Source organism: Dolichospermum circinale AWQC131C, from assembly GCF_000426905.1.
GTDB lineage: Bacteria > Cyanobacteriota > Cyanobacteriia > Cyanobacteriales > Nostocaceae > Dolichospermum > Dolichospermum circinale.
In genome coordinates, this window is the sequence record NZ_KE384592.1 from 95,629 (window position 1) to 107,481 (window position 11,853).

An 11,853-nucleotide genomic window follows, 5' to 3' on the forward strand; every position below is an offset into this window, starting at 1 on the left:
AAATCAGGTGTTGGGTTGCGTTCCTTAACCCAACCTACACCTTATAGTTGATATTAAGAAGCTAGGGCTACTTCTACCAACTGTTCTAATTCACCTTTGTTGTAGAGTTCAATCAAAATATCAGAACCACCAACGAATTGACCATTAATATATACTTGGGGAATTGTTGGCCAGTTGGAATATTCTTTGATTCCTTGACGAATGTCTTGATCTGCAAGTACGTCAATAGTTTCAAAGGGAACTCCTAATGTATTGAGAATTTGGACAACATTGTTAGAGAAACCACATTGGGGCATCAATTTGTTACCCTTCATGAAAACCATAATTTTGTTTTCTTCTACCAAAGTATCAATTCTTTCTTTAAGTTCTGGGGTCATGATTAGTTATTTCCTGCGTTTTTAAAGGTCGAAAGTCAAAATTCAAGACAATTTTAGATTTTGTGGAAGGCAAAATCCTAAATCTCAAATTAGTTTACTACTTGCCAAGCTTCGGGAGTGTAGGTTTTCAGGGCTAAGGCATGAATAGCTTCGCTGGACATGGCTTGTTTCAATGCCCCATAAACTAGCTGGTGTTGTTGTACTAGTCCCTTGTTTGCAAACTGGGATGAAACTACTGTCACCTGATAGTGATCACCACCACCCGTCAAGTCTTGTACTTGCACTTGGGCATCTGGTAGTTGTGCCTTAATCATTCCCTCCACTTGCTGCGGACTCATCATTGCAATTCCTGAAAAAACTTTACTTCTCTATTATTAACAGATATCTAACTCTTGGTTGTTGCTAATTAACTTATGCTGATTATTTCTTGTTTGCAGGAGAATAGGGTGCATCCACAAAACCTAATTCAAATAATTGTTGATAAGCTTTTGTCCCTAATTCTCTGGTTGGGTTTTGACTTTTAATGATTTGCACTAGCAAAGGTATGGCTAGTTCTGGCTGATTTCGCGCTCGATATACTAGGGCTAACTGGTAGCTGGCTTCATCTCGCTTTTGGGCAGTTGCTAGGGCTTTTTGGCGTTGGGAGTCAGATACAGAAATGTCAATACCTGTAAAGCTAGAATTTAACTCTTGATAAAAGCTCGATAACTGATTATAAACCTGGCGTGCTTCTTGCAGCTTTTGGGCAGCTAGGGCATAATTTTGACTAGATATCGCTTGATTTGCTTCTTTGACTAGGCGATCGCCTGCCGCTATACTCAAGATATTATTACCCTGTCCAGTGGGACTGAGGGTGTTAGTTTTATCCCCGGTCGTCGGTTTGGTTTCACTAGCAGGATTAACAGGACTTGAGGGCTTTTTTACCTGAGCTTCAGCAGGTGATAATATACCTAAAAATGCTATAAATGATAAGCAGGTCAAGCGAATTAATAGATCCGTAGCAACATTCATGAGGTTAACTAGTAAAATATGGCAAAAATTTGAAAAGCTTGATGTATTTTAACTCTCTTTGTACCGATAATAAACTCAAGTGACTGAGAAAATTTCTCTGGCAAAGGACTAAACAGGTAAGAGCCAAGAGGTCAATTAATTTTAAACTAATCCCAATTTTTTATGAGTGATAATATTAATTCTCCAGATTTTGTTGAACCAGATGTCACAAATAGCGACGAAGCATTAATTTTACAACGCAGTGGCGAGGAGTTAATGTTAGAAAAAACATTATATCGCTTTACTATGCGTCCTAATGCTAATTTTCCACGTGAGCAACTATCACAGATACATGGATGTGTATGGCGGCGCACTATATCCCAGGCAAAGTTAGAACTATATACAGTTTTTCCTGAGCAGTTAGAAACAGTAATGTCTCAAGTCCGTGCCGATAAAAATGTAGACTTTGTTAGTCATGTTTATAAACTTGAAAATAATCCAGGTACTTTAGTTTATCTAAGTGATCAAATTACAATTCAATTTGCTACTTGGGTAGATATGAATAAAATTAATATTATTGCGAATAGATTTAATTTAGTTCTAGATCAACCAGTGATAGGAATGTCGAATACTTTTATTTTTCTGGTGAGTAAACAAGCTAAACAAAACCCAATTAAAATCACGAATCAATTACAAAAACTGTCAGAAGTTTTAGCCGCAGAACCAAATATCATCATTCAACAAGAACCTCATTATCGCCCCAAAGATTCCCTTTATCCTCAACAGTGGTATCTCAATCACAATGGGGGAAATCAATTAATAGCTGGTTCTCACATTTCCGTAGAACAAGCTTGGGATACTACTCGCGGCGTTCGTTCTGTTATCGTTGCTGTAGTAGATGATTCCTTTGACTTGAATCACCCAGATTTTCAAGGTAATGGTAAAATTGTTGCTCCTAGAGATTTAAAAGAAAATGATTTTTTACCCTTACCAGGAGAAAAAGAAACTAGTCATGGTACTGCTTGCGCGGGACTAGCTGTAGCTGAAGAAAATGGCGCGGGAATTGTCGGAGTTGCTCCTGGTTGTGCAATGATGCCTATTCGGACTACCGGTTTTTTAGATGATCAATCAATTGAGGATGTTTTTAATTGGGCGGTGGAAAAGGGAGCAAGTGTAATTTCTTGTAGTTGGGGAGCTTCTGCTGTTTATTTTCCCCTTTCTATCCGTCAAAGGGCAGCTATTAGTCATGCTGCTACCAATGGACGTAATGGTAAAGGATGTGTAATTGTCTTTGCAGCAGGAAATGCTAACCGTCCGATTAATGGGACTATCAATGAACAAAATTGGCCGAGAAATATTGTTAAAGCTAACACAAATTGGTTAAGCGGTTTTGCAGTTCATCCTGATGTAATTACCGTGTCGGCTTCTACTAGTTTGAATAAAAAAGCTGCTTATAGTAATTGGGGAGATAATATTTCTGTTTGCGCTCCTAGTAATAATGCTCCCCCAGGAATGTGGTTTCAAGAAACCGGTTTTGTTTATACACAACCGGCAATTGTCTCTTCTCTGTTTGGGTTGGGAATTTTGACCGCAGATCAATTAGGAGCAGCAGGTTATGATGCTGGAAACTTTACTAATAACTTTGGTGGTACTTCTAGCGCCACTCCCATAGTCGCAGGAGTAGCAGCTTTAGTATTATCAGCTAATCCTGATTTAACGGCTCAAGAAGTTAAACAGATTCTTCAAGATACTGCTGATAAAATTATTGATAATAGCTCTGATCCTCAATTGAGTATTAATGGGGGTACTTATGATAGTAATGGTCATAGTCAATGGTTTGGTTATGGGAAAGTTAATGCAGCTAAGGCTGTGAGACTAGCAAAACAAATGGGTGTCCTTTCTGAAATTACTAATGAACAAACACAGGTAAAAAATACTCAAGTTGTGAATATTCCTGATAATGATCAACAGGGAATTAAAAGTGCGATCGCTATTAATGAAGTTATTAATATTGGTGATATCCAAGTTACAGTTAATATCACCCATGATTTTTTAGGAGATTTAGAAATTTATTTAATTGCTCCTAATAATCAGCGGATTTTATTGCAAAGTCGCACATTAGGCCGTCGTAACCAATTACAAAATACTTACACAATGCGATCGCATCCCGCTCTAAAACAATTACTTTCTCAACCCGCGCAAGGTAACTGGGAATTACAAGTCATTGACTACGCTGCGCTTGATGTGGGGAAACTTAATCACTGGGAATTGGTAATTGGACATGGGAAGTAGTAGATATATAGCAGGGAGAAGGAGGAGAAGCAGGGGAGGAATTTTCTGGTTCTATGTTCCTTCTGACTTCTGACTCCTGACTTAATTGTTTTAATTTATGGGTTAAATCTGCTGTCAGCCTTTTAGCTTCCAGTTTTAAATTTCCATTCATATAATCTCTGGCCTGGATAGGTTCATCAATGTGAATGTTGACATCTGCACCCCAGTGAGGATAGGATTCGCTGTATTGGATACTAACAGGTATAACTTTAATCCCCAACCCTGGGTATTTAGATTCAGCATTTAAGGCTAAACGGGCTATTCCCGGCTTCAGCAGGTGAACTTGACCATCACGATGGATATCACCTTCAGGATAAATAACTAACATTTCTCCCTGCTGCATTAACTTGACCACATGACGGAGACTAGCGATCGCCGGACGTTGAGTATTGACAGGGAAACCGCCCATTCTCAGGACAAACCAACCTTGTAACCCCTGACATTCATCAATTGTCACCATAAATTGCATATCTCTACCTGTGAGGTGACGACCAGCAGCGTAGGGTAAAACTAATGAATCCCAGCGAGAACGATGGGTAGGAGCAAGAATTACCGGACCACTTCTGGGGATATTTTCTCGTCCAGTAACTTGAATATGTCCAAAGAAAGATGGCAAAACTATGTAACGTCCTAGAAAATAGGCCAGAGGCATTAACCAAGGGGAAATCCGCCAAGTCCTCACAGCCATCAACGGTTGCTGGGGAGATTTGACCTGAGAATTTACATAGGTACTTGTGGTTTGTGAATGGTCGGTAGTAGAAGCAGAGTCTGATTTAATCATAACGGTGGCTAGTTTTTAGAAGTAAATAATGACACAAACTTGATTATGTCCACCGTAGATTTTATTGAGTAATTTTTGTTTTCCCATCTGGACAGTTTTATCTGTGTCTGTTATTTTTGCTGACGTTGGTTAACAAACCAATTTTGTAATTGTTCTCGACAGTCCGATTCCAGAATACCTCCTAGCACTTTTAGACGGTGATTAGACGCTGGGTGATCAGGGATGTTGAGAACAGTCCGAATTGCGCCAGTTTTGGTATCGTCCACTCCATAAATCAATTTTCCCAATCGTGCATGAACTATAGCACCAGCACACATTGGACAGGGTTCTAGAGTGACATATAGTGTACAATCATGCAAGCGCCAATTTGGCAAAATTTGACTAGCAGCCCGAATCGCCATAATTTCCGCGTGGGCCGTAGGGTCTTGATCCCGTTCTTTCCGGTTTTCTCCTACAGCAATCAGGTGGTTATTTGTGTCAACAATTACAGCACCCACGGGAACTTCACCAGCATTACCCGCTGCTCGCGCTAATTCTAGGGCGTGATTCATCCATTTTCTATGTATTAAATATTCTGGTAATTCCAGTATATCCAGCATATATTTATATTTATTATTGTGGTCAGTTATTATTGATTTCAATTAGGTGCGTTACGAAGACAGCTAACGCACCCTACTATTTAAGGTAAATTACTCGGATCAATCCCCTGGGATTTTAAGTACGCTATTAGCCGTTCTTTCTCTTGACGTTCTTGTTCAGCCCGTTGACGTTCTTGTTCAGCCCGTTGACGTTCTTGTTCAGCCCGTTGATGTTCTTGTTCAGCCCGTTGACGTTCTTCTGCAATCTTTTCTACAGACCAAGGTAATAGATTACCTGCTTGATTCCACCACCTTAACCAATATCCAGTTCTAGCTTCTTTTTCCCCCCTCCAAGTTCCCAAAAATAAGCCCATTGCGTCAATCCAATGTAAACCATTTTCATCGGGTTGTTTTAACTCGTAGCGACCATTCTCCAGTTGATATAATTCCAGTAGACCCCCATCTGGATCAAAAATTACATAGATGGGAACTTGCAAAATTTGCTCATAAAAAAACCATTTTCCCGGTGGATATGTGCGTTTAAAAGAATATTCTCCACCTTCCTGATCTGATAAAAATTCTATAACTATAGCGGGAATATCTCCTTCTAAATTCGGTGTGTAGCTTTTGCGTTCAGGTAAAATTTCTTTGACTGCCGGAATATATAACCAATCAGGTGCTTTAGCAATAAATTTACCGTCTAATGTCGCACATAAACCAAAATTTGAGGCTATCAACATCTGCGGTTGAATAAAACCCGCAATTTCTAAACTTTCGCGCAAAGCACCAGCCAAAAGTGGCTGTCCTGTATTTTCCACCGGTTCGTCCTCTAACTGAAAATCATCGGGTAAGGCTTCCCAAGAGATTACAAGTTCAGTGGGAGATTTGATTTCACTGATTTGGGTGATCATAATCACTGCCTCTGGTTGATTTGTTTTTATTTTATCTGATACAATCTCAAAACAGCTAAAAATCAGGCGATCGCCATGATCTAGCTATAAACTGTACTATATTTAAGTATAATTCTAGTGGGCAAGATGCCCGCACCACAAGAGCCAGTTAGATTTGGGTGATTTTATTTATTTCAACCAAGTTTTCATCAGTATAAATACAGAAGATCATCCAGTTGACCTTTCCTATCTAAAAGATACAGATCATCACAACCGCCAATGTGTTGATTATTAATAAATATTTGGGGAAGGCTGCGGCGATTATTAGCGCGTATAGCCATGTCCGCCCTGGCTATTTCATCACCGTCAATTTTGTATTCTGTAAAATTAACACCTTTCCACCATAGTAGCATTTTGGCACGGATGCAGTAGGGGCAAGTTTGCCAAGTATAAATCTCTACATTAGCTTTGACGCGCTCTGGATGACGACCGAGAAGGGAATTGAGAAAATTTAGCATATTGTTAATTGGGAAGTTTGGTTTTAATTAAATGTGATCCCCGATAGATATTTGATATATCTTGTGCTTTTTTGACGTTTTTGTGTAAAAATTAGATTATATCAACAATAAATATCGCCTTATTTACTTATGAAATCTAGGAAATCATCTACTATTGGACATATTATATCTGGTATCGTCACACTGGAATTAATATTTTCTCTGACTGCTTGTAGTGATGAACCACAAAATACACAGAGTCAGATTAATACCCCTCAAGCACAGGTTACTCGCGTAATCTGGAATCGCATTAAAAGCCGTGGTCAGCTTGTTTGTGGAATTAGCGGTGAATTACCAGGATTTAGTTTTGTGGGGACTGACGGTAAATATAGCGGTATTGATGTTGATATTTGTCGGGCTGTAGCAGCAGCGATATTTGATAATCCAGACGCAGTAGAATACCGTCCCCTTAACGCTAAAGAGAGATTTACAGCTTTACAAACTGGAGAAGTAGACATTTTGAGTCGCAATACTAGTTGGACCTTTAGCCGGGGGACTGCTCAGGGTTTAGAGTTTGCACCTGTGGTATTTTATGATGGTCAGGCGGTTATGGTTCGCAAAAATAGCAACATTAAATCTATTAAAGACCTCAAAGACAAAGCTATTTGTGTCCAAACAGGGACGACAAGCGAACAGAATTTAGCAGACCAAATGCGGAAACGAGGTTTGACTTATAAACCCGTTGTTTTTGAAGATGTGAATGTTACCTTTGCTACCTATGCAGAAGGACGTTGTGATGCTGTCACCGCAGACCGTTCTGGTTTGGTTTCTCGACGAACAACCCTACCGAAACCGGAAGATAACATCATTTTAGATGATGTTCTTTCTTCTGAACCCCTTGCGCCAGCAGTGGCTAAGGGTGATACTCAATGGAGTGATATAGTTAACTGGACTGTTTATGCTTTGATCAAAGGGGAAGAATTGGGGATTAATTCTCAAAATTTAGTAGAGTTTGCAAATAGTAAAGATCCCGATATTAAACGTTTTTTAGGAACAGAAGGAAATTTGGCAGCAGGAATTGGTTTAACAAATGATTTCGCAGCCAGAATTATTAAACACGTTGGTAATTATGGGGAAATTTATGAACGCAATTTGGGAACAAAGACAAAACTAAATCTCCCTCGTGGTCAAAATCAATTAGGGACAAAAGGAGGATTACTCTATTCTCCACCTTTCCGGTAGTATTCTAATACTAAATTCAAATAATGACTAATTCTAAACCTCCTTTATGGCGTGATCATCGTTTTTTGCAAAATGCTATTCAGTTAATTTTTGTATTTTTAGCAGTAGTTATAGTCGTGATATTGTGGAGTAATGTCAGACGGAATTTACAGCAATTAGGAATTCAATTTGGATTTAATTTTCTCAAGCAACAAGCATCTTTTGATATTGGTGAAACTATCGTTAATTATCAACCAACGGATGCTTATAATTATGCTTTATTAGTGGGATTAATTAATTCTTTACGAATAGCAATAATGAGTATATTATTAACTACAATTGTGGGAATTACTGCGGGAATTTCCAGACTATCAGATAATTGGTTAGTCAGGAAAATTAGTTTTGTTTATGTGGAGATTTTTCGGAATACACCATTATTATTACAATTGCTATTTTGGTACTTTGCAATTTTCTTGAGTTTCCCCAAAGCCGAAAATAAAATTTCTGTTTTGGGTTTCGCTAACTTTAGTCAAAATGGCATTGAATTTCCTTGGTTTACCTTGTCTCCAGAGTTTTCTAGTTTGTTATTAGGGTTAACTTTTTACACGGGTGCGTTTATTGCGGAAATTGTGCGGGGGGGAATTAAATCAGTTCCTCAAGGACAATGGGAAGCAGCAAAATCTCTGGGTTTAAAGCCAGGTTTAGCAATGCAATTGGTGATTTTTCCTCAAGCGTTAAGGGTGATTATTCCCCCATTAACTAGTCAATATCTGAGTTTAACAAAAAATTCCAGTTTAGCGATCGCTATCGGTTATCCTGATATTTATTTTGTTGCTTCTACGACTTTTAACCAAACTGGAAAAGCTGTAGAGGTAATGCTGTTAATTATGATTACCTATCTGACGTTGAGTTTGATAATTTCTTTCACCATGAATTTATTTAATCGTTCTGTACAGATTAAGGAAAGATAATATTAACCGCAGTATTCGCAAAGAGCGATACATTTGCTAAAATTGTCATCATCACAACACCAATTAATCACTATGTACCCCGCCAATTTACAGCAAGAACTCTTACAAGCGATCGCTAATCTTAGTGATCAACAAATCCCACTTGTCTTACAATTTATCTCATCATTGGAAACACCTGTTAACAATTATCCAACTTCGGCTAAAACAGTTTTAGAACGAATGGGTGGTTATCCACAATTCTTACTAGAAGGATCAGGAGATTTGTCAGATAGAGATGTACGCAAAAAAGCAATTGCTGACAGAATTCAAGCAAGACATCAAAGAAGAAATCATGAATAATTATCCTCTGATTTTAATTGATACTGGAATTATTGTTGCCTTCTATGATCGTAAAGACAAATATCACCAACAAGTTGTTAACTTTTTTAGCACTTGTACTAGTCAACTCATCACAACAATTGCCTGTGTTACAGAAGTGATGTGGTTACTTGCGCCAAATACAAAAGTGCAGAACGAATTCTTATCTGCCCTATCAATAAGAGTTTTCTTATGCGAACATTTAGTGCCATCAGACTATCAAAGAATCCAAGAACTTAACACAATTTATCAAGATTTACCCGCAGATTTTACCGATTTATCACTTATCGCCATTTCTGAAAGATTAAACATTTCTGCCATTGCCACTCTAGATAAAGACTTTAATATTTATCGTCGCTATCGCAAACAACCATTTAATCGCATATTTTTACCTTAATTCAACTGACATTTTTATTATGATTACACTAACTTGGTTAAGAGAAAATCTGTTTAATAATTGGTACAATTGTTTATTAACTGTTTTTTGTTCAATTTTTCTATTTTGGCTATTTCAAGGATTTGCAATTTGGTTAATTACTAAGGCACAATGGCAAGTAGTTACAGTTAATTTACATTTATTTTTGGTGGGAAGGTTTCCCCAGAATTTATATTGGCGAATTTGGCTGGTTTTGGGAATATCTACAACTTTAACCTCAATTACTGGGGGTGCATTTACTAAAGAAGCAATATTCACAAAACGCAATTCTCTAATTTTTGGTTTTATTGTTGGGGTTTTATTATTAATTTTACCCTTCCCATTAACTAGTCGTTTGTCTTTATTATTAATTACAGGTTTAATAACTTTAGGTGTGATAATTGGTCAAAAATTTGCTCAAATTATCACACCTTGGCTTTCCTTAATGTGGTTATTATCCTTTCCGATAATTATCTGGTTAATTGGTGGTGGTTTAGGGTTACAACCTGTATCTACAAACTTATGGAATGGTTTATTACTCACCCTATTAATAGCAATAATTAGTATTGTGTTTTCCTTCCCCATAGGAATTTTACTCGCATTAGGAAGAACAAGTAATTTACCTGTAGTGCGGTGGTTTTGTGTTCTTTATATTGAAATTGTCAGAGGATTACCATTAATTGGTATTTTGTTTTTAGCCCAAGTTATGTTACCCTTATTCTTACCAGCAGATTTGCGTTTAGATAGATTACTCAGAAGTATGGTGGGACTAATATTATTTAGTGCAGCATACATGGCCGAAAACGTACGCGGAGGACTACAATCAATTTCCAGAGGACAAATAGAAGCAGGAAAAGCACTAGGATTAAATACACCCTTATTACTCACATTAGTAATATTACCCCAAGCATTACGGGCAGTTATTCCCGCAATTGTTGGTCAATTTATTGGCTTATTTAAAGATACATCACTTTTATCATTAGTGGGATTAGTGGAATTAACAGGAATGGCACGTTCCATATTAGCCCAACCGCAATTTTTAGGAAGATATGCAGAAGTATATTTATTTATTGGTTTGATTTATTGGCTATTTTGTTATTCAATGTCCTTAGCTGCTAAAAAATTAGAAAAGCAATTAAATAATTAATTTTAATAAAACTGAATAAAACATCTCTTCCTTTCCGACTCCGAGTCCTCTGTGTCTCTGTGGTTGGTTAAAAAAAATTCAAATTAAAAAAAGAGTAAAATATGACAGAAAGAAACCCGATAATAATTGCCGAAAATGCCCATAAATGGTATCGTAAATTTCATATTCTCCAAAGAATAAGCTTAACAGTTCTTCCTCTTTTACTCTGAGTCCTCTGTGCCTCTGTGGTTGGTTAAAAAAAATTCAAATTAAAAAAAGAGTAAAATATGACAGAAACAAAACCGATAATAATTGCCGAAAATGTCCATAAATGGTATGGTAAATTTCATGTTCTCCAAGGTATAAGTTTAAGCGTAGAAAGAGGAGAAGTAGTTGTTTTAATGGGTCCTTCTGGTTCAGGAAAATCAACTTTTATTCGTACATTTAACGCTTTAGAAGCATATCAAAAAGGAATTATTACTATTGACGGAATTATCCTCAGTCATGATTTAAGAAACATTGAAACAATTCGTCGAGAAGTGGGAATGGTATTTCAGCAATTTAACTTATTCCCCCATTTAACAGTTTTACAAAATATCACTTTAGCGCCAATATATGTCCGCAAAATATCCAAAGTAAAAGCGGAAGAATTAGCAATGCAATTATTAGAAAGGGTAGGAATTTTAGCACAAGCACAAAAATATCCCGGACAATTATCTGGTGGACAACAACAGCGAGTAGCTATAGCGCGTGCATTAGCAATGCAACCCAAAATCATGCTATTTGATGAACCGACATCAGCATTAGATCCAGAAATGGTGCGAGAAGTTTTAGATGTCATGCAAAATCTCGCTAGTGAGGGAATGACAATGGTAGTTGTTACCCATGAAGTGGGATTTGCGCGAGAAGTTGCTGATAGAGTGGTGCTAATGGATAGCGGTTTATTAGTTGAATCTGCTACCCCTGACACTTTTTTTACTAATCCCAAAGAAGAGAGAACTAAGAAATTTTTATCACAAATTCTCTAGGGTGATTCAATTCAGGCTAAATATCTCTGACTTCTTAATTTAATCTTTTGTAAATAATGATCATTTATCAAAGAAGTCGGGGATCTAAAATGCAGGTTTAACGATGTCCAAATATTGGGAAGATTTGATAATGTTCTTTATCTATTTCTGTCCAGCAATTTTCTAGTAATAATTTGGCTGTTTCTTCAAGCCAGATATTGAAGTCTATTTGATAAGTTATGGTCATAGATTTATAGTCATTTAACTTAAGAATGAGACATTAAGATACACAATAATCACGGATGATTTCAT

Annotated in this window: 15 protein-coding genes; 7 read left to right on the forward strand and 8 right to left on the reverse strand. The window is 37.2% G+C overall.

The genetic code is table 11. The features are described 5' to 3' along the window. Window positions 1-53 precede the first annotated feature (53 nt). The 3 genes from grxD to ACIR131C_RS0103595 all read right to left on the reverse strand — a co-directional run bounded on the left by grxD (window position 54) and on the right by ACIR131C_RS0103595 (window position 1,388). On the reverse strand, window positions 54-377 hold the full coding sequence (grxD, locus tag ACIR131C_RS0103585) for a Grx4 family monothiol glutaredoxin (RefSeq protein WP_028089094.1): 324 nt from the start codon (window positions 375-377) through the stop codon (window positions 54-56). An 89-nt stretch (window positions 378-466) separates the two neighbouring features. Continuing rightward, on the reverse strand, window positions 467-718 hold the full coding sequence (locus ACIR131C_RS0103590) for a BolA family protein (RefSeq protein WP_028089095.1): 252 nt from the start codon (window positions 716-718) through the stop codon (window positions 467-469). A gap of 79 nt (window positions 719-797) precedes the next feature. Next, window positions 798-1,388, reverse strand: coding sequence for a hypothetical protein (locus tag ACIR131C_RS0103595; protein WP_028089096.1), 591 nt, complete (start codon window positions 1,386-1,388; stop codon window positions 798-800). A gap of 162 nt (window positions 1,389-1,550) precedes the next feature. Between ACIR131C_RS0103595 and ACIR131C_RS0103600 the strand changes: the two genes are divergently transcribed. Next, the gene (locus ACIR131C_RS0103600) at window positions 1,551-3,659 is read left to right on the forward strand and encodes a S8 family serine peptidase (RefSeq protein ID WP_028089097.1); all 2,109 of its coding nucleotides are present in this window, start codon (window positions 1,551-1,553) and stop codon (window positions 3,657-3,659) included. Here ACIR131C_RS0103600 and ACIR131C_RS21815 read toward each other — a convergent pair. The 4 genes from ACIR131C_RS21815 to grxC form a co-directional block, all read right to left on the reverse strand. Beyond that, window positions 3,622-4,479: a lysophospholipid acyltransferase family protein gene (locus tag ACIR131C_RS21815; RefSeq protein ID WP_081677152.1), complete on the reverse strand. Its 858-nt coding sequence runs from the start codon at window positions 4,477-4,479 to the stop codon at window positions 3,622-3,624. The two genes, ACIR131C_RS0103600 and ACIR131C_RS21815, sit on opposite strands and share 38 nt — an antisense overlap. Window positions 4,480-4,589: 110 nt before the next feature. Next, complete coding sequence (gene tadA, locus ACIR131C_RS0103610) at window positions 4,590-5,078, reverse strand: tRNA adenosine(34) deaminase TadA (protein WP_081677153.1); 489 nt, start codon at window positions 5,076-5,078, stop codon at window positions 4,590-4,592. Window positions 5,079-5,158: 80 nt separating this feature from the next. Then, on the reverse strand, window positions 5,159-5,968 hold the full coding sequence (locus tag ACIR131C_RS0103615) for a Uma2 family endonuclease (RefSeq protein ID WP_028089099.1): 810 nt from the start codon (window positions 5,966-5,968) through the stop codon (window positions 5,159-5,161). A 188-nt stretch (window positions 5,969-6,156) separates the two neighbouring features. Further along, the gene (gene grxC, locus ACIR131C_RS0103620) at window positions 6,157-6,465 is read right to left on the reverse strand and encodes a glutaredoxin 3 (protein ID WP_028089100.1); all 309 of its coding nucleotides are present in this window, start codon (window positions 6,463-6,465) and stop codon (window positions 6,157-6,159) included. A gap of 129 nt (window positions 6,466-6,594) precedes the next feature. Between grxC and ACIR131C_RS0103625 the strand changes: the two genes are divergently transcribed. From ACIR131C_RS0103625 to ACIR131C_RS0103650, 6 genes are all read left to right on the forward strand, one after another. After that, window positions 6,595-7,686, forward strand: a complete 1,092-nt coding sequence (locus ACIR131C_RS0103625; RefSeq protein WP_051347484.1) for an amino acid ABC transporter substrate-binding protein — start codon at window positions 6,595-6,597, stop codon at window positions 7,684-7,686. Between the two features lie 23 nt (window positions 7,687-7,709). After that, window positions 7,710-8,636: an amino acid ABC transporter permease gene (locus ACIR131C_RS0103630; protein WP_028089102.1), complete on the forward strand. Its 927-nt coding sequence runs from the start codon at window positions 7,710-7,712 to the stop codon at window positions 8,634-8,636. Window positions 8,637-8,708: 72 nt separating this feature from the next. Continuing rightward, entirely contained in the window at window positions 8,709-8,975 is a 267-nt protein-coding gene (locus tag ACIR131C_RS0103635) for a hypothetical protein (RefSeq protein WP_035371455.1), read from the forward strand. Beyond that, window positions 8,929-9,390 (forward strand): type II toxin-antitoxin system VapC family toxin, encoded by a 462-nt coding sequence (locus tag ACIR131C_RS0103640; RefSeq protein WP_417033494.1) that lies wholly within the window; start codon window positions 8,929-8,931, stop codon window positions 9,388-9,390. Before ACIR131C_RS0103635 ends, ACIR131C_RS0103640 begins: the two co-directional genes overlap by 47 nt. Window positions 9,391-9,409: 19 nt before the next feature. Continuing rightward, a complete protein-coding gene (locus ACIR131C_RS0103645; protein WP_028089105.1) occupies window positions 9,410-10,555 on the forward strand; it encodes an amino acid ABC transporter permease in 1,146 nt (381 codons plus the stop codon). Between the two features lie 266 nt (window positions 10,556-10,821). Continuing rightward, on the forward strand, window positions 10,822-11,562 hold the full coding sequence (locus tag ACIR131C_RS0103650; protein ID WP_028089106.1) for an amino acid ABC transporter ATP-binding protein: 741 nt from the start codon (window positions 10,822-10,824) through the stop codon (window positions 11,560-11,562). Between the two features lie 97 nt (window positions 11,563-11,659). Here ACIR131C_RS0103650 and ACIR131C_RS25345 read toward each other — a convergent pair whose 3' ends face one another. Beyond that, a complete protein-coding gene (locus tag ACIR131C_RS25345) occupies window positions 11,660-11,788 on the reverse strand; it encodes a DUF29 domain-containing protein (RefSeq protein WP_231395382.1) in 129 nt (42 codons plus the stop codon). Between the last annotated feature and the right edge of the window lie 65 nt (window positions 11,789-11,853).